This is a genomic window from Bittarella massiliensis (ex Durand et al. 2017), from assembly GCF_009876955.1.
GTDB lineage: Bacteria > Bacillota > Clostridia > Oscillospirales > Ruminococcaceae > Bittarella > Bittarella massiliensis.
On record NZ_WWVY01000006.1, the window covers coordinates 21,859 to 44,484 of the forward strand.

Below are 22,626 nucleotides of genomic sequence, written 5' to 3' on the forward strand. Positions count from 1 at the left end.
GACTGCTTTGCAGCTTCACCCAGGAGTGTCCCGCCCTGTGGCGCGACCTCCCCGACCCCTTTTTAAAGGAGGACATGACAATGGATCATCTCCTGCATTTCGCCTTTCTCATCATGGGCTCTGAGTTCGAGTCCGCCCGTCACCGCTCCTATTTTGAGAGCACCGGGAACCTGGTCACCACCATCGGGGTGCCCAGCCTGGAGGCCGCCTGTGAGGAGGCCAGAGAGCTGGCCGCCGAGGGGATCGAGCTGATCGAGGTGTGCGGCGCCTTCGGACCCGAGGGGGCGGCAGCCGTCGCCCAGGCCGCCGGCGACAAGGTGGCGGTGGGTTATGTGGTGCACGATCCCAGCCAGGACGAGAAGTTCGCCGCCCTCTTCGGCTAAAGGAAAGGCCGGGCAGCGAGAAGAGGGGCGCGGAAGGATTTCCGTGCCCCTCTTTTGCAAAGCCGGTGGCAGCCCTTTTTTCCAGACCCCCGCCACAAGAGGTGATTACAGAGAGGAGCTTTGCTGTGGATCAACCGCTCATCAGGATGCTCGCCTTCGCCCTCCTCATCCCCCTGAGCAACTGGGGCAGCCAGTGGCTGTTTGAGAGGGTCTGCCGCTCGGCCGCCACCAGCCCCGACCGGGTGCTGGCAGAGCGAAGGGCGGTACACAGCCGTCTGCATCCCCACCGCTGGGTGCTGGGATGGCTGATCGGCCATTCGCCGGAACCCGGCAAAACCAGACGGCTGCTCTTTCTCTACCAGCTCTGCACCGTCTCCCCCGTTCTCTGCCTGAACCTTTCGCTCTTCAGCTTCTTCACCTTTGTCCTCGACCGGTTCTTGGGCTATGCCGGTATTGCGGTGGCCGTCGTCACCGCCGTCACCACCGCCGTCAACCTCTCCTTCACCGCCCGCAGCAAAGCCCTCCGGGAGGAAGGGGGCCGAGGAAGGGCCATTGCCTCTGAGGTGGGCAAACTCGCCCTGACACTTTCCCTGCTGGGGCTGATGGTCTGGCTCCCCCTGCAGGCGGCCAACCTGCCCACCCGGCCCGCCAGCAGCGCCCAGGTACAGGAGGCACTTCTCATCCAGGGCTACACTCCTGCGCCGCTGGACAGCAACTACCTGGCAGAGCGCCCATCGATCGAGGACGCGGTCCTCTCGACCGGCAATGGGCTGCGCTTTGAATTCTATCGCTTTGACAGCAAGACCACCGCCGCCGCTTTTTTTGAGCGCGCTCGCGCCGTCTTCAGTGACGCGGCGGAGAGAGATAGCGCCCGCGAGGAGCAGCGCGCGGAGGGCGGTGCTTTTGCCCGTTACACCGTGCGCGCCAACGGGGCATACGCCGTGGCCCTCTACAGTTGGAACACCGCGGTGTACGCCCACTGCGACATCGTGGAGGAGGAGGACCTCCGCCAGATCCTCCATCAAATCGGCTACCTATAAATCCCTATGGCCGCAAAATAGGCCGCCGTCTTCTGCTACCGCCATTGTCCTCTTCCACTCCTCCAGGGTCCTCCGCAAAAAAGGGGCCGGGTTTTCCACACACAGTTCTGTGACTGTGGAAAACCCGGCCCCTATTCCTATTGCAAGACACGAAAAAACCGCTGCACAATTTTGTGCAGCGGCTGCCCCAATGGTGCATGGTGACCCGAGGGGGAATTGAACCCCCGATACCGCCGTGAAAGGGCGGTGTCTTAACCTCTTGACCATCGGGCCAAATTGGTAGCGGTAATTGGATTCGAACCAATGACACTGCGGGTATGAACCGCATGCTCTAGCCAACTGAGCTATACCGCCACATGTAATCTGGTCAGAACCGCTGAAAGCGGTACCACAAGAGAACGTTATAAATTATACGTCAAACAGGCCTGTTTGTCAACACCTTTTGCCAAACTCTTCCCCCGTTTCCCCTCCAATGGCGGCTTTCTTATTGTTTCCCCCAAAAGGCCGTTTATTCTCATTGATTATTCAATACATTTTGTAATATTCATCTTATAATATACAATATTTCTTCCTTTCTGCCCTCTTTTTCTCGACAGATGAGCCGGCAACCCATTTGCCCAGTGTCGCCCCGACTTTCTCATCAAGGCTCCGCCACCAGGGATGGGAGCAATCGAAACCACTGACAAAACAGGTGGTTTGCACCGACCCCAAAAGAGAGTACAGCCCAATTTTAACCCCTCAAGGAGTATCGAACCGCCAGGCGTACGTGCCACCCACTCATCAATCAGTCGGCCATTCTAGGCCATCCTTTCGCGTCCTCTCTGTCCCAATGATCGCTTTTTTGCATCCTCGGCAGCCTTCTTTCAGAAAATCCTCTGTCAATCCAATTTTCTTCCCCCGACAGCGCCAAAAGTTTTGGGCGCCAAAGCGACAAAAAAGCAGCGCCGCAGGAAAACCCTGCGGCGCTGCCAGTCTCTTTTTTTACTCGTTGGTGGAGTAGTTGGGGGACTCTTTGGTGATGTAGATGTCGTGGGGGTGGCTCTCCCGCAGACCGGCGCCGGAAATCTTGATGAACTGGGCGTACTTGCGCAGGTCGTCAATGGTGGCGGCCCCACAGTAACCCATACCGGCTTTCAGCCCGCCCAACATCTGGTAGATGGTGTCGGACACCGAGCCCTTGTAGGGGACCCGGCCCTCGACCCCTTCGGGCACCAGCTTTTTGTTGTTCTCCTGGAAGTAGCGGTCCCGGCTGCCCTGGGCGCCAGACATGGCGCCCACGCTGCCCATGCCGCGGTAGACCTTGAATTTTCTGCCCTGGTAGATCTCGCTGTCGCTGGGGGACTCGTCGCACCCGGCCAGCAGCGAACCCATCATCACGGTGTTGGCGCCGGCGGCCAGGGCCTTGACGATATCGCCCGAGTACTTGATGCCGCCGTCGGCAATGACCGGGATCCCCTTGCGGGCGGCCACCTGGGCCACGTCGAAGATGGCGGTGAGCTGGGGCACGCCGATGCCTGCCACCACCCGGGTGGTGCAGATGGAGCCGGGGCCGATGCCCACCTTCAGCGCGTCGGCGCCCGCCTCGATCAGGTCTTTGGCGGCGGCAGCGGTGGCGATGTTGCCGGCAATCAGCGGCACATCGGGGAAGGCGTTTTTCACCTTTTCAATGCAGCTCATGATGCCGCGGGAGTGGCCGTGGGCCGAGTCGAGTACCAGCACGTCGACCTCCGCCTCGACCAGAGCGCGGGCCCGCTCGAGGATGTTCTGGGTGACGCCGATGGCCGCGCCGCAGAGGAGGCGGCTCTTCTTGTCGCGGGCGGAGTTGGGGTACTGAACGGCCTTCTCAATGTCTTTGATGGTGATGAGACCCTTCAGGTTGCCCTTTTCGTCGACGATGGGGAGTTTTTCAATTTTGTTTTTCCAGAGGATCTCTTTGGCCTGGTCGATGGTGGTCCCCACCGGGGCCACCACCAGCCCTTCTTTGGTCATCACATTGCGGATGGGGATGTTGAAGTTGTCGAGGAACTTCAGGTCGCGGTTGGTGATGATCCCCACCAGCTTCTGCCCCTCGCAGATGGGCACGCCGGAAATCTTGTACTTGCCCATGAGGGCGTCCGCCTCGGCCACCAGGTTGTCGGGGGAGAGATAGAATGGGTTGACGATGACGCCGTTTTCACTTCTCTTGACCTTGTCGACCTCTTCGGCCTGGCGCTCAATGGTCATATTCTTGTGGATAAAGCCGATGCCGCCCTCTCTGGCAATGGCGATGGCCATGGCCGACTCGGTGACGGTGTCCATGGCGGCGGTAAGGAAGGGGGTGTTGAGCCGAATGTCCCCCGCCAGAACGGTGGCGGTGCTCACATCGGCCGGCAGGACCTCGCTCTTGGCGGGAACCAGCAGCACGTCGTCGAAGGTCAGGCCCTCTCTCGCAAACTTATAGCCGTAATCCAACTCGTCAAAAATACCCATATTTTCTCCTCTCCCCTTGTTGTCCTGAGAGCTGGCGCACCGGCTCCCTCTGGTGGCGTCGTCTGATTTGATACCTATTGTATCATTTTGCATAGCCTTATGCAATGAAGGCTGGCAGACATTTTATCCCCTCCTTTTTCCGTTTTTTTAGGCAAACAGAATAGAAAAAAGCGATCTTCTCCCCCTTTTCCCATGTCCCCTTGCCCCCTCTCCCCCACCTCTTGGAAACCGCTTTCCAAAATGGTTCGCTCCTCCTCGTTCGGGGGCGCCAAAAAGGGGTGGAGAACTTCCTTCTCCACCCCTCTCTATTTTTCCAGGGCACAGACAAAACAGGCGCCCTTGCCGTCCGGCGCCTCCCGGCCATCCCCAATTTTTCCCACCAACAGCACATCATTCTCTTCCTCTGCGGCGAAAAGCTGCAGCCGGTCGCCCAACTTGGCTTGGTGGTTAAAGACAAACTGTGCCCCGCTGGGCTGGCGGCCGCCGAAGACCTGCCAACAGGCATCCATGGCCAGGTCGCCGTAGACGGCGTTGTTGGTGTGGCCGTTGGCGTCGATCATGGTGTAGCGGATCGTCCGCTCCCCCACCCACCGCAGCGCATCGAGGGAAAAGCGGAGCCGCCGCTGGGAGGTGACGGGGAAGTCCCGACCCTCCATCTCGTTTTGATAGGGGCACTCGCTGGGTTTGAGCACCGACATGCTCTGCCGGTCGAGCAAAAACCAGTTGCTGCAGCTTCGCACCAAAACCTCCCCCTGGGCAGAGCGGATCTCGGTGTCCCGCTCAAAAAAGGCGCCGCTCACCCGGCGCAGGAAGGTGCCGACCGCGATTTCCTCCCCCACCCGCGGAGGGCGGGCGATCTGCAGATGGCAGTTGGCGATGAAAAAGGCCACCTTCCAGCTGCCCTTGTCGTCACAGGGGAGACCGTTTTGACTGGCGAAGTGGTTGGTCGCCACCTCCTGTACGTTGCGCATCATATAGCCCAGACTCATCTCTCCCGACGCGCCCGCCTGGTGTTCGGGTACCAAAAGATGCTGTGTGTACAAACTCCTCGCCCCTTCTCTCTCCGGCAGATGAAAGCCTAAATTTTTTCGTTGAAGACGCTGGCCAGCCGCACCAAATCGTCTTTGGAAAAATACTCGATCTCCAACTTCCCCTTGGTGCCGTCGGTGGTCACCTTGACCCGGCGGCCCAACACCTCGGTGAGACTCAACTCCACCTCTTTGAAGATGGGCTCGGGGGGGAGGACCCCCTTCTCTGCCTTGGGGGCGGCGTTGAGGCGCTTGCAGTATCGCTCGGCCTCCCGCACAGAAAGGCGCTTTTCCACCATCAACTGGGCGGTGGGAAGCACCAGCTCTTCCTCCTTGAGGGAGAGCAGTGCCTTGGCATGCCCCGCCGTAAGACTGCCCGCCCGCAAAAAGGCCAACACCTCTTCCGGCAGGCCCAGCAGCCGCACGGCGTTGGCCACTGCCGGCCGGGATTTGGAGACCTTTTTGGCCACCTGTTCCTGGGTCATGCCAAACTGCTCCATCAACTGGTGGTAGCCCAGCGCCTCTTCCACGGGATTCAGGTCTTCCCGCTGCAGGTTTTCCACCAGGGCGGCCTGTCCCACCTCCTGGTCGGTCATCTCCTTGATGACGGCGGGGATCTCCACCAACCCCGCCAATCTCGCCGCCCGCCAGCGGCGCTCACCGGCGACGATCTGGTATCCGCCGGACACCGGGCGCACCAAAATGGGCTGCAGAACCCCGTGCTCGGCGATGGAGGCGGCCAACTCCTCTAAGGCCTCCTGGTCAAACTCCTTGCGGGGCTGGTCCCGGTTGGGCTCCACCTCGGCAATGGGCAGGGTGTTGACCCGACTCTCACTCTCCACCGCATTGTCTACAAACAGGGCGTCCAGGCCTTTGCCCAGCCCTCTCTTCTTGGTTGCCATCCTCTAAATCACCGCCTTGTCGCCATTTCGGCGGAGAAGCTCCTCCGCCAGTTCCAGATAGCTCTTGGCCCCCCGGGAACCCCTGTCGTAGTAGAGGGCGGGCTGGCCAAAACTCGGCGCCTCGGAGAGGCGCACGTTGCGGGGCACAGCTGTGGCATACACCTTGGCCCCAAAGTAGCGCTTGACCTCTTCCACCACCTGCACCGTCAGGTTGAGACGGCTGTCGTACATGGTCAGCACCACCCCTTCCACCTCGAGGAGGGGGTTGTAGAGCCGCTTGACCTGGCGCACCGTGTTCATCAGCTGAGAGAGCCCTTCCAGCGCATAGTACTCGCACTGAATGGGGATCAGGATGGTATCGGCCGCCACCAGCCCGTTGAGGGTGATAAGCCCCAGGGAGGGGGGGCTGTCGATGAGCAGATAGTCATATCGCTCCTTGCCCTCGGCAATGGTCTTTTTGAGGCGGTTCTGACGGTCCGCCATCTCCACCAGTTCGATTTCCGCCCCGGCCAACTGGATGCTGGAGGGCAACAGGTCGACATTTTTAAAGGCGCTGTGCACCACGACCTGGTCAAAGGCGGCGTCACCGGTCATCAGTTCATAGGTGGTCTGCTCGCTGGCGCGCTTGTTGACCCCCAGGCCGCTGGTGGCGTTCCCCTGGGGGTCAATGTCCACCAGAAGCACCCGTTTCCCCAGTTCACCCAGGCTGGCCGCCAAATTGACGGCGGTGGTGGTCTTCCCCACCCCGCCCTTTTGGTTGGCAATGGCAATGGTTTTTCCCAAGGACACTCCGCCTCCTCCTCGTGCTCTTATTTCAACAAAGTCTGTGATCATTATAGCACAGCTCCCCTTTCAAAAAAACCCTCCTCCCCTTTTTCCTTATTTTGAGATGTTTCACGTGGAACAAACAACCCGTTGCTGTTCCACGTGAAACATTCTCTCTTTCCAAACGGCAAAAAAGAAAGGCCTTTTGGCCTTTCTTTTTCCTTCTCGCGCCCGTAGGCACTCTCTATCAAAAGGAGCACGTCAATCTCATTGTTTGCACGAGCGGCCTGTCCTTCCCAAAACAGTCCGCTTTTAGCAAGACCTAGGCGCTCTCCTTTTCCCTTTTTTTGAGGGGGATGCGGATGTTGTACTCGATATACTCCTCCCCCTTTACGGTGCTCGCCTGGGCGTCGACCCCCGCCTGCTTCATCAAATCAATGGCCTTGTCCACTGTGTTGAGAAAGATGCGGACATCCTTGACAATAAAGCGGTTTCTCTGCCTGGCTGCTGTGGCAGCGTCCTTCGCCGTCATCCGGGCAATGTAGTCCTCTGTCTGTACCACACTGTAATGGCGCTGTGCCACCAACTGGGCCACCGATAGGCGCTTCTCTTTCCCCACCTGCAGCAGGGCGCGGGCATGGCGCTCACTCAACTTTTGGGAGACGATGCAGTCCTGCACCTCCCTGTCCAGCCCCAACAGCCGCAGTTTATTGGCCAAGGTGGACTGGGCGATCCCCAGGCGGCGGGCCGTCTCCTCCTGAGTGACATGCCAGCACTCCATCAGCTTTTTGATCCCCCGCGCCTGCTCAAAGCAGTTCAGGTCCTGCCGCTGAATATTTTCCAACAGGGCAAATACCGCCGACTGTTCCTCACTGGATTCCACAACGATGGCGTGAATGGTGGAAAACCGGGCCAGCTTGGAGGCGCGCAACCGTCTCTCCCCTGAGATGAGCTCATACCCACCCTCTTCCAGTTTGCGCACCGTAATGGGCTGCAACAGCCCGTTCTGGCGAATGCTCTCCGAAAGGCCGATGAGCTCATAGGCGTCAAACTCCATGCGGGGCTGGGCGGGATTGGCCTGGATCTCCTCAATGGGCAGATCCACCACCTTTCCCACCACTTTGTTTTTTGAAAAAAGAGATGCCATTGTTGTCTCCTCCCATTTCACCGCTTTTTCCAAAAAAGGCGGTATCCTGTAAAAATACAGCTTGTCCTGCTTCTTTTTCAGTATAGCACGCGGGAAATGAGTTTTCCAGACATTTCCATCTTCCAAAATCGACACAGCCTTCCTGTGGGCAACAAAAAAATCCGCCCTCAAAGCGGATTTTTTTTGATTTTCCCGGCGTTCCGGGGATATTTTGTCGGAGTTTGCGATATCTTTTTGACCTCTACTATGTTTCGGCTGCTGCCGTCGGGCAGGGTTTGGGGATGAACGCCCACCACCTTGCCCCCCAGCAGGGCAATGGCCGAGGCAGCCCGTTCCAACTCCTCCTCACAGGCAGGTCCCTTCAAGGCAAAGAAACGGCCGCCCAGCCGCACGAAGGGCAGACAGTATTCCGCCAGCACCGCCAGGTCGGCCACCGCCCGGGCGGTGGCCACGTCAAATTGCTCCCGCAGTGCAGGGTCGCGGCCCCCCTCCTCCGCCCGGCCGTGCAGGCAGGTCACCCCGCCAAAGCCCAGGTGGGCAGAGAGCTCCTCTAAAAAGGTCACCCGTTTCTGCAGGCTGTCCAGCAGGGTGAGGCGAAGGCCGGGCAGGGCGACCTTGGCCACCACCCCGGGAAAGCCCGCCCCGGTCCCCACGTCGATCAGGCTCTTGCAGCCCACCGGCAACAGGGGCACCAACAGCAAGCTGTCTAAAAAATGCTTCTCCTCGATCCCCTGCCGGTCGACAATGGCTGTCAGGTTCATCTTTTGGTTGGCCTCCACCAGCGTGACGGCGTACCGGTCCAACTGTTCCAGCTGCAGGTCGCTCAAAGCAACTCCCTGGGCTGCCGCCAGCTCTCTCATTCTCTCTCTGTCGATCATCGTTCTCCCTTTTCTCCCCTGTCCTTCTCCTCTTTACCCCCTTGCTGGCTCAACCAGATGAGCAGCACCGAGATGTCCGCCGGAGAGACCCCCGAGATGCGGGAAGCCTGTCCCAAATTTTGGGGGCGCACTGCCGCCAACTTCTCCCTTGCCTCCAACCGCAGCCCGCCGATGGCGGCGTAGTCCATCTCCGCAGGCAGCCGCCTGCGCTCGAGCTTCTGCATCTGCTCCACCTGCTCCAGCTGGCGGCGGATGTACCCCTCGTACTTCAGAGAGATCTCCACCTGCTCGGTCACCGGGCGGGGCAGCAGCGGCCGCCGGCTGTCCACCCCGGCCAAAGCGTCATACCCCACCTGGGGGCGGCGCAACAGGTCGGCAAGTTTTGCCCCGCTGCGCAGCGGGGCGGTGCCCAGTTTCTGCAGCAGGGCATTGAGCTCTTCCGTCGGGGAGACGGTCGTCCCCTCCAGCCGGGCCAGCTCGGCGTCAATGGCCCGCTTTTTTTCCATCAGGGCGTCATAGCGCGCCTGAGAACAGAGTCCCAGCCGGTAGCCGATGGGGGTCAGCCGCTGGTCGGCGTTGTCCTGGCGCAGGATCAGCCGGTACTCGCTGCGGGAGGTCATCATCCGGTAGGGGTCGGTGACCCCCTTGATGACCAGGTCGTCAATGAGGGTGCCGATGTAGGAGGTGGAGCGGTCGAGCACCAGCGGCTCTTTCCCCTGTACCCCCTGGGCGGCGTTGATCCCGGCCACCAGCCCCTGGGCAGCGGCCTCCTCATAGCCGGAAGTGCCGTTGAACTGCCCCGCCCCAAAGAGGCCGGGGACCCCCTTGAACTCCAGTGTGGGGGCCAGCTGGGTGGGATCGATGCAGTCGTACTCGATGGCATAGGCGTTGCGCATAATCTCCAGCTTTTCAAACCCCTCGATGGTGTGGTAGAGGGCCAGCTGCACATCCACCGGCAGGGAGGAACTCATCCCCTGCAGGTAGTACTCCTCGGTGTTCTCCCCACAGGGCTCCACAAAAATCTGGTGGCGGGGCTTGTCGGGGAAGCGCATCACCTTGTCCTCGATGCTGGGACAGTAGCGGGGGCCGATCCCCTCGATCTTTCCCCCGTAAAGGGGGGAGCGGTGGATGTTGTCCCGAATGACCTGGTGGGTCCTCTCGTTGGTGTAGGCCACGTAGCACAGCGCCCGGTTTTGCAGCTCCCCTCGGGTCTCGAAGGAGAAGGGGACGATCTCCTCGTCCCCCTCCTGGGGCTCCAGCTTGGAAAAGTCGATGCTCCGCCGGTTGACCCGGGCCGGGGTGCCGGTTTTGAACCGGCGCAGGCCGATGCCCAGCCGCCGCAGCGAGTCGGAGAGGAGGTCGGCCCCCCTTGTCTCGTCCGGGCCCGAGCGGTAGGAGGCGTCCCCCACATAGACCACTGCGTTCAAAAAGGTGCCACTGGCGATGACGGCGGCTCGGCAGCCGTACTCGGCCCCCAACTTGGTCACCACCCCCGAGACCCGCCCCCCGTCGGTGAGGATCTCCACGATTTCGGCCTGTTTGACATCCAGGCCCTCCTGCCGCTCCACCACCTGTTTCATGTAGGCGTGATAGGCGGCCCGATCCGACTGTACCCGCAGGCTGTGCACCGCCGGTCCCTTCCCCCGGTTGAGCATCCGGCTCTGCAAAAAGGTGGCGTCGGCAGCCCGGCCCATCTCTCCGCCCAGGGCGTCGATCTCCCGCACCAGGTGACCCTTGGCCGTCCCCCCGATGGAGGGGTTGCAGGGCATGTTGGCGATAAAGTCCAGGGTGATGGTGAAGAGGGCGGTCCTACACCCCAGCCGGGCGGCAGCCAGCGCCGCCTCCACCCCGGCGTGGCCGGCGCCAATGACCACCACGTCGTACTCGCCCAAACAAAGCCGTTCCATCTCTCGTCTCATCCCTCTTCCGTCAGCGGCCCCTGTTTTCCACATCTTTTAAAAAGCGGTGGAATCCGGTCCGCTCTACTTTCCCACACAAAAATTTGCAAACACCGCGTCGATGACCTGTTCCCCGGCGCTCTCACCGGTCAGTTCCGACAGGGCGGCAATGGCCTCGTCGATCTCCACCGCCACCGCGTCGTAGGTCATCCCCGCCCGCAGGGCGTCCAACCCGTCCACGACCCGGGCCGCCGCCCGACTGGTGGCCTGCCGCTGCCGCTCGTTGATGAGCAGCCCGTTTTGCAGGTCGATTCTCTCCAGCCGCAGCTTCCGCAAAATGGCCTGTTCCAGCTCCTCCACCCCCCGCTCCTCGCGGGCGCTCATGGTCACCAGGTCGGGGATCTGGACCCGCACTGCCTCGACGTCCAGCCGCTGGGCCTTGTCCTGCTTGTTGATGACAGCGATGCAGGGCTTGTCCCCTATCTGCGAGAGGAGCTGCCGGTCCTCCTCGTCCAGAGGGACCGAGCCGTCAAAGAGGGCGAGCACCAGCTGGGCCCGCTCCAACTTCTCCCGGGAGCGCTGCACCCCCAACTGCTCCACCAGGTCGTCGGTCTCCCGAATGCCGGCCGTGTCGGCCAGGTTGAGGGTCACCTCTCCCAGCTGTACCCGGTCCTCCACCACATCGCGGGTGGTGCCCGGCACCTGGGTGACGATGCTGCGCTGGTACCCGGCCAACAGGTTCATTAGGGTGGATTTGCCCACATTGGGCTTGCCCACAATGGCGGTGTCAATGCCGTTGCGTATCATCGAGCCGGTGTCAAAACTCTGCAGGAGGGCGGATAGCTGATCGGCAGCCTGCTGCAACCGGTCGCTCAAAACGCCCTCCTCCAACTGGGGGATGTCCTCGTCCGGGTAGTCCACATAGGCCGCCAGATGGGCCGCCAAATCCACCAAATCGGCGCGGATGGCGGCGGCGTGCCGGTAGAGGCGGCCGTCCATGGCCGAAAGGGCAGCGGCAGCGCCCTGCCTGGTCTGGGCGTTGATCAGGTCCATGACCCCCTCTGCCTGGGTGAGGGTCATCTTCCCCGCCAAGACCGCCCGCTTGGAAAACTCGCCCGGTCCCGCCAACTCCGCACCGGCGTCCAGCAGCGCCCGCAGGGTCTCCTGCAGCACCGCCACCCCGCCGTGGCAGGAGAGCTCCACCGCGTCCTCCCCGGTGTAGCTTTTGGGGGCCCGAAAGAAGAGGGCCACCGCCTGGTCGAGCATCTCCCGCCCGCCATTGGGCAGGGTGCGTTCCACCCGGCCCAAGAGGGCGGTGTACCCCTTTTGACGGCGGATGTCCCTGCCGCTGAGGGGGACAAAGACCCGCGCCGCAATTTCATAGGCCCGGGGCCCCGACAGACGCACCACCCCCAGCCCCCCTGTTCCCAGGGGGGTGGCGATGGCGGCAATGGTGGTCTGCATAAAACTTCCTCCTCCCTAAAGGACAACGGATTTTCCACCAACGGTCGACCGGCGGTGGAAAACCAAACCTGCAACGGCTCTCCCCTAGGGGCCGCCGGCAAAAGCGCATCTTTGCCCGCAGCCCTGGCATCTCCGGCATGTCGTCGACGCCCGAAAGCGGCCGTTCTGCCGCGCCGGTTTTACCCCTGCTTCATCCCAAAGGCCAGCCAGCGGCCGTCGATGTCCTCCAGCACAAACTCCCGGTTGTTGTAGTCGGTCAGCTGCAGGGGACGGACGATCTTCGCCCCCTTTTCCCGGAACTCCGCTTCCAGGGCCTCCTGGTCGCGGACCACCAGATAGGCGTCTTCCCCGTACCCGTACAGCTCCCGGTGAGGGAAGATCCTCCCCCGGTTGGCCCCGGTCAACACGATCTCCACCTGGTCCCGGTAAAGGCAGACGTGCGGCTCCTGCACGGTCAGATAGGGCACTGCCCGAAACCCCAAAACATCACAGTAATACCGCGCCGTCCTCTCCATGTCTGGGACGGGGAAAACGGCCAGCACCGAACAGATATTTGTTTCCATCCTCGTCTTCCCTCCTCCCGTCGCCGGGCCGTTCGCCCTGTCGCGGGGTATTCAAGTCGTCTTCCCGCCGCTTCGCGCAGAGGGGGACACACAAGAAGTTTCTTGAAATCCATTTTTTATTGTACGGATTGTGCCGGCAAATTACAAGAGCCGTCCCCCGCCCTTTTCTCTTTTTTTCAAAGGGCGGGAAAGGGATGCCGTCCATCGACCCAAAAAGTGCTTACCAAATATACTATTTGTATTATATTAATTTATTATACAAAAATACTTCGATTTGTTTTCCTATCTCCCACAAAAAAAGCCCCTGTTTTCCACATCTTGCAAAGGGATGTGGAAAACCTCGCCGCTTCCCCTTGTCAAAAAAGCGGGAGAAGCCCATGCTTCTCCCGCTCAATCTTACAGCTCGATTTTCCCGTACAGGGGCAGCTCCGCCGCCTCGTCCTTCGGCTTTTCCGCCGGTTTCTGCGGGGGGCGAGGGCCCTGGCTCCGCTCTCTGGAGCGGTTCTCTCCCCCGTCTCTCCGCCCGCCGCTGCGGCGGCTGCGGTCGTAGGGGGGCCGGCTGCGCTTCACCGGGTTCTTTGAACTGATGACCACCTTGCGGTAGGGGTCTTCCCCCACCGATTTGGAGGTGGCCCCCTCCACCGTCTGCACAGCGGAGTGGATGATCCGCCGCTCGTAGGGGTTCATGGGCTCCAGCGCGGTGGAGCGGCCGCTCTTGACCACCTGCCCGGCGATCTTCTTGGCCAGGGCTTCCAGGGTCTCCTTGCGCTTCTCCCGGTAATCGCCGCTGTCGATCGACACCTTCAGGTAGTCGCCGCCGCCCCGGTTGCAACAGAGGCTGGTCAGGTACTGAATGGCGTCCAGGGTCTCGCCGCGGCGGCCGATCAGCCCGCCGACCTTGCTGCCGCTGAGGTTGAAGATCACCCCGTCTTTGCCAAAGCGGCGCTCAACGGTGATCCCCTCCATCCCCATCTTCTGCAGGATGTCGCGCAGGTAGCTCTCGGCCACGGCGGCCTTGGCCTCCTCCGCCTCGCTCACCTTGGGGGCGGCGGGCTCTTCCTCGGCCTTTTTCTCAGGGGCCGGGGTGGGCTTGTCCGCCTGTTTGACAGGCTGCGGCTCATGTTTTACAGGGGGGGCGACGGGGGCGGGTTTGGCGGCCTCGGCAGCCTGTTTCTTCTCCCACTCCGGTTCCTCCACCTGTACCCGCACTTTGGCGGGGGTGGTGCCCAGCAGCCCGAACAGCCGCTTGGAGGGCAGTTCCAGCACCTCCACATTGGCCTCTTCCGGGCTCACTCCCAACTCCTCGCAGGCCAGCGCAATGGCGCGGTCCACATCGGGCGCGGTTTTGATACACTCTCTCATAGCGATATACCCCCTACTTGCCTTCGGCGGCTATTTTGATTCGCTGTCTTGCGGCTTGGACTCCTCGCCGCCATAGCGGGCCTCGTCCAACTCGCGGGCCTTGGCCAGGCGCAGGCGGTTGAGCTCCTTTTCGGTGAGGACCTTTTCCACCGTCTTCTTGTGCCCCTCTTGATCCTTGACCTCCACCTTGACCTTCTTCTTCTTGGCCTCTCTGATGGCCGCCACCTTCGCCTCGTACTCGACCGCCAACTTTTTGGGGTTGTAGATCTTGTTGAGGAGGTAGGACTGCAGAATCAGCAGCACGTTGGAGAAGATCCAGTAGAGGCCGACGCCGGCAGGCACCTGAAAGGCAAAGACCACCGAGAAGAGGGACATGCCGTAGAGCATGAACTTGCTCATCCCGCCGGCGGGGTTCCCCTGCATGGCTTGTCCCGAGCCGGAGAACTTCATGGAGGCCCAGGAGGAGAGGATCATGGTCAGCCCGGCCAGGATGGGGACGACTACCAGGGGCTCCAGTGCAAAGTGGGGGGTGGCGGACATGTCGATGCCGAAGAAGTTGAAATTGATGTTGGTGATCTTGTGAATCTGCTCGGCGTTGAACATCTCAAAGCTGCCCGGGTCGGCCTTCACCGCATTGATGAGAGAGACCTGGGGATTGACCTTGCTCAACTCCAGATTCAGCGTCTCACCGGCAAAGGTGAGGGCCTTTTGAATGACGTCGCTGGGGATGCGGACGATGTGGGTCAGGGGCTTGTACACCACGTCGATGAGGCCGAAGAGGATGGGGAACTGAATGAGCATCGGCAGGCAGCCGCCGGTGGGGTTGTAGCCGTACTCCTCGTACAGCTTCATCATCTCTTCTTGCTGGCGCCGCTTGTCAGTGGCGAACTTCTTGTTGATCTCGGTGATCTTGGGCTGGAACACCGCCATCTGGGCGGTGGATTTCTGCTGCTTGACAGCCAGCGGGAACAGCAGGATCTTGGTGACCAGAGTAAACAGGAACAGCGCCACGGCGTAGCTTTGAACCAGGAAGTAGCACCCCTGCATCAAGAACCCCAAGGGGTACCCGAAAATTTCGCTGATGAAATTCATAGTTGTCTTTTTCCTCCGTACTGTGCGAGAATATCTACCTCGATTTTTGGCGCTTGGGCGGGACGGGGTCAAATCCGCCCTTGCCAAACGGGTTGCAGCGCAGCACCCGCCAAATGCTCAGCACACTCCCCCAGAGGGCGCCGTGTACTGCCAACGCCTCCTCCGCATACTGCGAGCAGGTGGGGTAAAACCGGCAGGTGGGGGGGTGGTGAAAATGGCGCTGATAAAAGTGGATACAGCCGATGAGAAACCGCCGTATCATGGCAGCACGCCCGCCTTTTTCAGCTGGCTGCGAAGGGCGCGCTCCACCATCTGTTCCTTTGAGAAGGTGGCCTTGGTCCGCGCCACCACCACAATGTCATAGCCCGGCGCGATCTCCGGGAGGAGGTTGCGGTAGGCTGTTTTGATCAGCCGGCGGGCCCGGTTTCGCTGGACGGCCTTGCCGATTTTTTTGCTGGTGGTGATTCCCAGCCGGGTGTAGCCCAGCCGGTTTTTAAGCGCGTATGTCACAATAAGGGGATGCACCTGAGAGCGCCCCCTTTTGTAGACCCTGAGATATTCGCGATTTTCTTTGATTGGCGCCACCTTCCCCGGGGGGGGAGCTGGCGGCCGGTGCGGATGTCGCTTCATTTCGTCCCTTTTTTCCGTGCAGAAAAAGAAAAGCCACAATGCGGATTGTGGCCTTCACATTAGTAGCTCAGATGTTTTCTGCCCTTGGCTCTTCTGCGGGACAAGACACGGCGGCCATTTCTGGTGCTCATCCGCTTGCGGAAACCGTGCTCCTTTTTCCGGTGGATCTTCTTGGGCTGGTAGGTTCTCTTCACTCTAAACCCCTCCTTTCGAGGCAAAACCTTGCATTTAATTAGTATACGGATTTCTCCCCGAACTGTCAACTGGTTTTTTAAAAAAAGGGGACGGCTACGCCCTTTTTCGGCCCTTTTCCCCCGCTCTCCCCCGTTTGCTTTTTCCCCTGCTCTTCCCCCTCTGGCGCCGCCTGTTTTTTCTTCTCCCGGAAATTTGCCCTGCAATCGCTCTTTTTTGGCCCGCCCATTCCCCCTGCAAAATACCCCTACTTCCCCGCAAAACGAAAATTTGCGCCATTTCCTTTTATAAATGCTTCCAGATGAGTGTTTTTCGGTTGAAAACCAGGTCTATTTTGTGCTAAAATGGTGTGATGAAATAGCATCCAAAAATATTTTTATTTTCGATAGGGGAGGTACTCGCCGTTATGGATTCCTTCAGCGATGTGTGGGAACTGGTCGCCCACCACTGCAAAACCCAACTGTCCGACATGGTGTACGACCTGTGGATCAAATGCATCGAACCCGTCAAACTGGAAAACGACACCGCCCTGCTCTATGTCCGCAGCAAGTTTCAGCAGGATCTGATCAACGAGAAGTACCTGGAGATCATCAAACAGGGCTTTGAGAGCGTGCTGGGCTTCCCCGTCGCCGTGCAGATCACCTGCGACGCCATGGTCAAGGGCGATGGCGCCGCCGCCAAAGAGGAGAACAAGCAGCCGGAAGAGGCCCTCAACCAGGTGGGCATCGGCGGGGACTACGACTACACCTTCGCCTCCTTCATCGTCGGCTCCTCCAACAACTTCGCCCACGCGGCGGCCATGGCCGTGGCGGCCAACCCCTCCAACGTGTACAACCCCCTCTTCATCTACGGCGACTCGGGGCTGGGCAAGACCCACCTCCTCTTCGCCATCTGCAACGAGGTCAAGAAAAACAACCCCCAGGCCAACATCGTCTACGTCAAGGGCGAGGAGTTCACAAACGAGATGATTTCGGCCATCGGCTCGGGCACCACCATGGAGTTTCGCAACAAGTACCGGGTGGCCGACGTCCTCCTCATCGACGACATCCAGTTCATCGGCGGCAAGATCTCCACCCAGGAGGAGTTCTTCCACACCTTCGAGACCCTCTTTCAGTCCCACAAGCAGATCGTCCTCTCCTCCGACCGGCCGCCCAAAGAGATCAAGACTCTGGAGGACAGGCTTCGCTCCCGCTTTGAATCAGGGCTGCTGGCCGACATCCAGCCCCCCGACTTTGAGACCCGGATCGCCATCATCCGCCGCAAGGCGGAGCTTTTGGGCCTCGACCTCCCCTCCGACGTGACCGAGTTCATCGCCAACCGGATCAAAAACAACATCCGTCAGCTGGAGGGGGCGGTGAAGAAGATCAACGCCTACAAGATGCTCGAAGGCATCTCCCCCACGGTGGCGGTGGCCCACGCGGCCATCAAGGACATCCTCAACGACAACCAGCCCATCCCGGTGACGGTGGAGCGGATCATCAGCGAGGTATCCCGCACCTTCAACGTCTCCCCCCAGGACATCAAGAGCAAAAAGAAATCGGCCGACGTCTCCCAGGCCCGCCAGGTGGCCATCTACGTCATCCGCGAGGTGACCCAGATGCCCATGAAAAACATCGGCGAAGAGCTGGGCGGGCGGGATCACTCCACCATCGTTTACAGCCTCAACGAGATGAAGAGCAAGCTCAAGAAAAACCAGCGGCTGCAAGAGACCATCAACGACATCATCAAAAACATCAAGAAATAGAGCGGCCCCTGAAATTCCACACCCTCTCCCCCGGCCGTGGAAAAACCCCCTGGGCGGGAAAATCCCCTCCCTTTTTCCTTCCTATATAATTATAGGCGAAAAAAAGAGGGGCGCGCGGAACAAATTCCCCGAAACACCCCACATTTTCCCCACATAAAAGCCCCGCCTTTTCACAGCGATGTGGAGAGATCCGCCCTCCCCCACAAACTCCACAACTTTTTCACACCGCTCCCCACCGCCAAAAAAAGGCCCTCAAGCCGCTCACAGACAGGCTCCGTTCCCTTTTTCCACCGTTTTCACACCCCCTACTACTACGACTATCTTTATCTTTTCTATCTTCCAAACAGAAAGGAAATTGCCATGAAATTCATCTGCGACCGCCAATCCCTCAGCGAGGCAATGTTGAATATCCAAAAGGCAGTGCCCGGCAAGTCCAACATCCCCGCCCTGGAAGGGGTCCTCATCCAAACCGGGGAGGACGGCATCACCCTCTCGGGCTACGACCTGGAATTTGGCATCACCACCCAGATCCCCGCTGAAATCGAGGAGACCGGCACCATCGTCTTACCCGCCCGCCTCTTCTCCGACATCATCCGCAAACTCTCCGACGATTCGGTCAGCGTGACGGTGGACGCCAACCTCCTCACCACCGTCACCACCAAACAGACCGAGTTCACCATCATCGGCATCGACGCGGCCGAATTTCCCGCCATCCCCCAGATCGACGGGGAAAAGACCCTCTCCATCGACCAGGCCTCCCTCAAAAGCATGATCGAACAGACCCTCTACGCCGTGGCCCAAAACGACCAGAAGCCGGTCCACACCGGCATCAAGTTCGAGGCGGAGGAGGGCATTTTGACCCTGGTGGCTGTCGACGGCTACCGGTTGGCCCTGCGGCGGGAACCCGCCCAGATCCTCACTCCCTGCGACTTCATCGTCCCCGGCCGCACCGCCAGCGAGATCGCCAAACTGATCAAGGAGGAGGAAAACCAGGCCGACGTCTACCTCTCCCCCAAACACATCCTCTTTCAGGTCTCGGGGTACTCGGTCTTCTCCCGGCTGCTGGAGGGCAACTTCCTGGACTACAAAAACTCCATTCCCAAATCCTCCAACACGGTGGTCACCGTCGCCACCCGCACCTTCATCGACAGTGTGGAGAGGGCGTCCATCATCATCAACGACCGCTTCAAAAACCCCCTCAAAATATCCTTTGAGGACGCGACGGTCAGCGTCCTCTGCAAGACCCCCCTGGGTAAGGTGCAGGACGAATTCGTCGCCAACAAGCAGGGGGACGACATCGAGATCGGCTTCAACAACAAATATCTTCTCGACGCCCTCAAATACGCCCACTGCGACGAGGTGAAGCTCTCCTTTACCAGTTCCCTCACCCCCATGACCGTCACCCCGCCGGAGGGGGATTCCTTCCTCTTCCTGGTGCTGCCCGTGAGGTTGAAAAATGAAGGCTGAGCCCATTTCCATCCGCCCCCCCTTCATCAAGCTCGACCAGCTGCTAAAATTCGCCGGGCTCATCGGCACCGGGGGAGAGGCGAAAGAGGTGGTGGCCGAAGGCCTGGTCAAAGTCAACGGGGAGGTCGTCACCCAGCGGGGCAAAAAGGTCTACCCCGGCGACATCCTCTCCTTTGGCGGGCGGGAGTACGAGGTCACCCTGTGAAGGTCCTCTCTCTCTCGGCCGAGGGGTACCGCAACCTCGCCTCCGTCTCCCTCTGTCCCGACGAGGGGGTCAACGTCATCTGCGGCGACAACGCCCAGGGCAAGACCAACCTGATCGAAGCGATTTGGAACTTCACCGGCGCCAAGAGCTTTCGCCCCTCCAAAGAGCGGGACTTTGTCAAAAAGGGGGAACGGGTCGCCACCCTCTCCCTGTCCTTCTCTGCGCAGGGGCGGGAGCAGAGCGCCAAGCTCCGCTACGGCGAGCGGCGGGAGATCCTCCTCAACGGGGTGAGCAAGGCCTCCCCGGCCGAACTGGCCGGCAGTTTTTGCTGCGTGGTCTTCTCCCCCGCCCACCTCTCCATCGTCAAGGAGGGCCCGTCGGTCCGCCGCCGCTTTTTGGACGGGGCCATCTGCCAGGTGCGGCCCCGCTACATCCATGTGCTCTACCAGTACAAAAAGGCCCTCTCGCAGAAAAACGCCGTCCTCAAAGAACTCTACAAAAACGGGGCCGCCTACGACCTGCTGGACGTCTTTGACGACTCCATCGCCGTCTGGGGTGCGCAGGTATGGCGCACCAGGGTGCGCTATCTGAACAAGTTGGGGCAGAACGCCTGCTCCATCTATGAGGGCCTCTCCTCCCGGCGGGAGGAGTTGACAGTCGGCTACAAGAGCTTTCTCTCCCTCTCCCCCGCCACCCCCCTCCCCCAGGTACAGGCCGCCTACCGGGAGGCGCTGCGCGCCGCCCGCACCGACGACACCGGCGCCGGGTTTTCGACCCTGGGGGTCCACCGGGACGACTTCTCTTTGCAGATCGACGGCCTCGACGCCAAGGTCTACGGCTCCCAGGGACAGCAGAGGAGCGCGGCCCTGGCCCTTAAGCTGGCCGAGGGGTACCTGCTCAAAGAGGTCTCGGGGGAGACGCCGGTGATGCTTTTAGACGACGTGATGAGCGAACTGGACCAGGGCCGGCAGAGCTATGTCCTCAACCATCTGGAGGGGGCGCAGGTCTTCATCACCTGCTGCGACGCCGGCCACTTTGAGGGCCTTCTGTCCGGCAGGGTCTTTCGGATGGAGCGGGGCGCCCTGTCCCCCGCCTAAACGCCACTAGGAAAGAGAGAGCGATTTATGTACATCCACCTCGGTCAGGACACGGTGGTCTCCACCGACTCGATCATCGGCATCTTCGACATCGAAAACACCTCGGTGTCCCGGGACACCAAGGCCTTTTTCAAGGGCTGTGAGGCGGCGGGCGGGGTCATCAACGTCTGTTCCCAGCAGGACCCCCTGCAAGTGGAATTGCCCAAGTCCTTTATCATCTGCGGCGAGCGGGGGAAGACCCGCATCTACATCTCGCAGATCTCGTCGGCCACCCTGCGCAAGCGGGCCGGCCGCTACAACCGCAAAACCCAGCCGCAGGGCCAATAGAGCACTGCAGCGCCATCCAATGGGAGGAATCATCTGTGGAAGAAAATAAACCCTTGAGCGAACAAGAGTACGGCGGAGACCAGATCCAGGTCCTGGAGGGGCTGGAAGCGGTGCGCAAGCGCCCGGGCATGTACATCGGCTCCACCGGGCCCCGGGGGCTCCACCACCTGGTCTACGAGATCGTGGACAACGCCATCGACGAGACCATGGCGGGCTTTTGCACCGACATCTCGGTGGACATCCTCCCCGGCAACGTCATCCGGGTGGAGGACAACGGCCGCGGCATCCCGGTGGGGATCCAGCACAAGACCGGCCTGCCGGCGGTGACGGTGGTTTTTACCATCCTCCACGCCGGCGGCAAGTTCGGCGGCGGCGGGTACAAGGTCTCCGGCGGTCTCCACGGCGTGGGCGCCTCGGTGGTCAACGCCCTCTCCACCGAGTTGGAGGTCTGGGTCAAACACGACGGAAAGCTGCACTACCAGAAATTTCACCGCGGCGTGCCCGAAGAGGACTTGAAGGTGGTGGGCCCCTGCGAGGGGACCGGCACCATCGTCCAGTTCAAGGCCGACGAGGAGATCTTTGAAGAGGTCGAGTACGACTACGACACCCTCCTCTCCCGGCTGCGGGAGCAGGCCTTCCTCAATGCCGGGGTGCGGGTGCGGGTGTCCGACCAGCGCGACGGGGAGAACCCCCTCTCCGAGACCCTCCACTACGTGGGCGGCATCCGCAGCTTTGTGGAGTACCTGCACAAGAAAAAGGGGCTCGACTGCATCCACCCCGACATCATCTACCTGTCGGGGCAGAAGGGCGACACCACCGCCGAGATCGCCATGCAGTACAACGACAGCTACAACGAGGTCATCCTCTCTTTTGCCAACGACATCCACACCACCGACGGCGGCACCCACGAAATGGGCTTCAAGTCGGCCCTCACCCGGGTGTTCAACGAGTACGGCAAGAAGGCCGGCATCCTCAAAGACGGGGACAAAAACCTCTCCGGCGAGGACGTGCGGGAGGGGCTGACGGTGGTCATCAGCGTCAAGTTGACCGAGGCCCAGTTTGAGGGCCAGACCAAGGCCCGCCTGGGCAACACCGAGGTGCGCTCCCTGGTGGAGTCGATGGTTTACGACAAGCTGATGGTCTACTTTGAAGAGAATCCCGCCGTGGTCAAGGCGGTCTTTGACAAGGCCCTCACCGCCTCCCGCGCCAGGGAGGCCGCCCGCAAGGCCAGGGAGTTGACCCGGCGCAAGACCGCGCTGGAATCGGCCTCCCTCCCCGGCAAGTTGGCCGACTGCGCCGACACCGACAACGTCCACACCGAACTCTACATCGTGGAGGGCGATTCCGCCGGCGGCTCCGCCAAGATGGGGCGGGATTCCAGCTTCCAGGCCATCCTCCCCCTCTGGGGCAAGATGCTCAACGTGGAGAAGGCCCGGGTGGACCGGGTTTACGGCAACGACAAACTGATGCCCATCGTCCTGGCCCTGGGCTGCGGCATCGGCGAGGACTTTGACATCTCGAAGGTCCGCTACGGCAAGATCATCATCATGGCCGATGCCGATGTGGACGGTTCCCACATCCGCACCCTGCTGCTGACCTTCTTCTTCCGCTACATGCGCCCCCTCATCGAGGACGGCCGGGTCTACCTGGCCCAGCCCCCCCTCTACAAGATTTTCAAGGGCAAAAAGGTCTACTACGCATATACCGACAAAGAGCGCGACCAGTACATGGCCACCCTGGAGGGCAAGTGGGAGATCTCCCGCTACAAAGGCCTTGGCGAGATGAACCCCAAACAGCTGTGGGAGACCACCATGAACCCGGAGAACCGCACCGTGCTCAAGGTGGAGATGGACGACGCCGCCCGCGCCGACGAGATCTTCACCATCCTCATGGGCGACAAGGTGGCCCCCCGCCGCGAGTTCATCGAGAAAAACGCCCGGTACGTCAAGAATCTGGACATCTGACCGGCCGCA

22 protein-coding genes and 2 tRNA genes are annotated in these 22,626 nt (G+C 60.7%); 8 read left to right on the plus strand and 16 right to left on the minus strand.

What is annotated here, in order from left to right; all coding sequences use genetic code 11:
- The first annotated feature begins 80 nt into the window (after positions 1 to 80).
- Both GT748_RS08055 and GT748_RS08060 read left to right on the plus strand, forming a co-directional pair.
- Positions 81 to 383, plus strand: a complete 303-nt coding sequence (locus GT748_RS08055) for a DUF6506 family protein (RefSeq protein ID WP_044992906.1) — start codon at positions 81 to 83, stop codon at positions 381 to 383.
- Positions 384 to 508: 125 nt separating this feature from the next.
- Positions 509 to 1,423 (plus strand): hypothetical protein, encoded by a 915-nt coding sequence (locus GT748_RS08060; RefSeq protein WP_143161579.1) that lies wholly within the window; start codon positions 509 to 511, stop codon positions 1,421 to 1,423.
- A gap of 198 nt (positions 1,424 to 1,621) precedes the next feature.
- On the opposite strand, the gene GT748_RS08065 is transcribed toward GT748_RS08060, so the two are convergent.
- The 16 genes from GT748_RS08065 to rpmH all read right to left on the minus strand — a co-directional run bounded on the left by GT748_RS08065 (position 1,622) and on the right by rpmH (position 15,815).
- Positions 1,622 to 1,696, minus strand: a tRNA-Glu gene (locus tag GT748_RS08065).
- A 4-nt stretch (positions 1,697 to 1,700) separates the two neighbouring features.
- A tRNA-Met gene (locus tag GT748_RS08070) sits at positions 1,701 to 1,777 on the minus strand.
- A gap of 627 nt (positions 1,778 to 2,404) precedes the next feature.
- Positions 2,405 to 3,892, minus strand: a complete 1,488-nt coding sequence (gene guaB, locus GT748_RS08075) for an IMP dehydrogenase (protein ID WP_044992908.1) — start codon at positions 3,890 to 3,892, stop codon at positions 2,405 to 2,407.
- A 305-nt stretch (positions 3,893 to 4,197) separates the two neighbouring features.
- Positions 4,198 to 4,935, minus strand: coding sequence for an acyl-[acyl-carrier-protein] thioesterase (locus tag GT748_RS08080; RefSeq protein WP_073261037.1), 738 nt, complete (start codon positions 4,933 to 4,935; stop codon positions 4,198 to 4,200).
- A 35-nt stretch (positions 4,936 to 4,970) separates the two neighbouring features.
- The gene (locus GT748_RS08085) at positions 4,971 to 5,822 is read right to left on the minus strand and encodes a ParB/RepB/Spo0J family partition protein (RefSeq protein WP_021660055.1); all 852 of its coding nucleotides are present in this window, start codon (positions 5,820 to 5,822) and stop codon (positions 4,971 to 4,973) included.
- 3 nt (positions 5,823 to 5,825) lie between these two features.
- Positions 5,826 to 6,605 (minus strand): ParA family protein, encoded by a 780-nt coding sequence (locus GT748_RS08090; RefSeq protein WP_044992911.1) that lies wholly within the window; start codon positions 6,603 to 6,605, stop codon positions 5,826 to 5,828.
- A gap of 304 nt (positions 6,606 to 6,909) precedes the next feature.
- Positions 6,910 to 7,734 (minus strand): ParB/RepB/Spo0J family partition protein, encoded by an 825-nt coding sequence (locus GT748_RS08095; protein WP_161213500.1) that lies wholly within the window; start codon positions 7,732 to 7,734, stop codon positions 6,910 to 6,912.
- A 167-nt stretch (positions 7,735 to 7,901) separates the two neighbouring features.
- Positions 7,902 to 8,612 carry a 16S rRNA (guanine(527)-N(7))-methyltransferase RsmG gene (rsmG, locus tag GT748_RS08100; RefSeq protein ID WP_021660059.1) on the minus strand — a complete coding sequence of 237 codons (711 nt, stop codon included), beginning with the start codon at positions 8,610 to 8,612 and terminating at the stop codon, positions 7,902 to 7,904.
- Positions 8,609 to 10,519: a tRNA uridine-5-carboxymethylaminomethyl(34) synthesis enzyme MnmG gene (mnmG, locus tag GT748_RS08105; protein WP_161213499.1), complete on the minus strand. Its 1,911-nt coding sequence runs from the start codon at positions 10,517 to 10,519 to the stop codon at positions 8,609 to 8,611. Before mnmG ends, rsmG begins: the two co-directional genes overlap by 4 nt.
- A gap of 75 nt (positions 10,520 to 10,594) precedes the next feature.
- Complete coding sequence (gene mnmE / locus GT748_RS08110; RefSeq protein ID WP_021660061.1) at positions 10,595 to 11,974, minus strand: tRNA uridine-5-carboxymethylaminomethyl(34) synthesis GTPase MnmE; 1,380 nt, start codon at positions 11,972 to 11,974, stop codon at positions 10,595 to 10,597.
- 179 nt (positions 11,975 to 12,153) lie between these two features.
- Positions 12,154 to 12,537 (minus strand): VOC family protein, encoded by a 384-nt coding sequence (locus GT748_RS08115; protein WP_021660062.1) that lies wholly within the window; start codon positions 12,535 to 12,537, stop codon positions 12,154 to 12,156.
- A 396-nt stretch (positions 12,538 to 12,933) separates the two neighbouring features.
- On the minus strand, positions 12,934 to 13,899 hold the full coding sequence (jag, locus tag GT748_RS08120) for an RNA-binding cell elongation regulator Jag/EloR (protein ID WP_021660065.1): 966 nt from the start codon (positions 13,897 to 13,899) through the stop codon (positions 12,934 to 12,936).
- A 30-nt stretch (positions 13,900 to 13,929) separates the two neighbouring features.
- Positions 13,930 to 14,991 carry a YidC/Oxa1 family membrane protein insertase gene (locus GT748_RS08125; RefSeq protein ID WP_161213498.1) on the minus strand — a complete coding sequence of 354 codons (1,062 nt, stop codon included), beginning with the start codon at positions 14,989 to 14,991 and terminating at the stop codon, positions 13,930 to 13,932.
- A 34-nt stretch (positions 14,992 to 15,025) separates the two neighbouring features.
- On the minus strand, positions 15,026 to 15,253 hold the full coding sequence (gene yidD / locus GT748_RS08130; RefSeq protein WP_021660067.1) for a membrane protein insertion efficiency factor YidD: 228 nt from the start codon (positions 15,251 to 15,253) through the stop codon (positions 15,026 to 15,028).
- The gene (gene rnpA / locus GT748_RS08135; protein WP_044992928.1) at positions 15,250 to 15,621 is read right to left on the minus strand and encodes a ribonuclease P protein component; all 372 of its coding nucleotides are present in this window, start codon (positions 15,619 to 15,621) and stop codon (positions 15,250 to 15,252) included. The genes yidD and rnpA overlap by 4 nt, the downstream gene beginning before the upstream one ends.
- Before the next feature lie 59 nt (positions 15,622 to 15,680).
- Positions 15,681 to 15,815, minus strand: a complete 135-nt coding sequence (rpmH, locus tag GT748_RS08140) for a 50S ribosomal protein L34 (RefSeq protein WP_021660069.1) — start codon at positions 15,813 to 15,815, stop codon at positions 15,681 to 15,683.
- Positions 15,816 to 16,219: 404 nt separating this feature from the next.
- On the opposite strand from rpmH, the gene dnaA reads away from it, so the two are divergent.
- The 6 genes from dnaA to gyrB all read left to right on the plus strand — a co-directional run bounded on the left by dnaA (position 16,220) and on the right by gyrB (position 22,617).
- Complete coding sequence (gene dnaA / locus GT748_RS08145) at positions 16,220 to 17,557, plus strand: chromosomal replication initiator protein DnaA (RefSeq protein ID WP_021660071.1); 1,338 nt, start codon at positions 16,220 to 16,222, stop codon at positions 17,555 to 17,557.
- A 360-nt stretch (positions 17,558 to 17,917) separates the two neighbouring features.
- Positions 17,918 to 19,024 (plus strand): DNA polymerase III subunit beta, encoded by a 1,107-nt coding sequence (gene dnaN / locus GT748_RS08150; protein WP_021660072.1) that lies wholly within the window; start codon positions 17,918 to 17,920, stop codon positions 19,022 to 19,024.
- Positions 19,014 to 19,229: an RNA-binding S4 domain-containing protein gene (locus GT748_RS08155; protein ID WP_021660073.1), complete on the plus strand. Its 216-nt coding sequence runs from the start codon at positions 19,014 to 19,016 to the stop codon at positions 19,227 to 19,229. Before dnaN ends, GT748_RS08155 begins: the two co-directional genes overlap by 11 nt.
- Positions 19,226 to 20,326, plus strand: a complete 1,101-nt coding sequence (gene recF, locus GT748_RS08160) for a DNA replication/repair protein RecF (RefSeq protein WP_161222331.1) — start codon at positions 19,226 to 19,228, stop codon at positions 20,324 to 20,326. The genes GT748_RS08155 and recF overlap by 4 nt, the downstream gene beginning before the upstream one ends.
- A 27-nt stretch (positions 20,327 to 20,353) precedes the next feature.
- The gene (gene remB / locus GT748_RS08165; protein ID WP_021660075.1) at positions 20,354 to 20,653 is read left to right on the plus strand and encodes an extracellular matrix regulator RemB; all 300 of its coding nucleotides are present in this window, start codon (positions 20,354 to 20,356) and stop codon (positions 20,651 to 20,653) included.
- A gap of 35 nt (positions 20,654 to 20,688) precedes the next feature.
- A complete protein-coding gene (gene gyrB / locus GT748_RS08170) occupies positions 20,689 to 22,617 on the plus strand; it encodes a DNA topoisomerase (ATP-hydrolyzing) subunit B (protein WP_052537669.1) in 1,929 nt (642 codons plus the stop codon).
- The last annotated feature ends 9 nt before the right edge of the window (positions 22,618 to 22,626 follow it).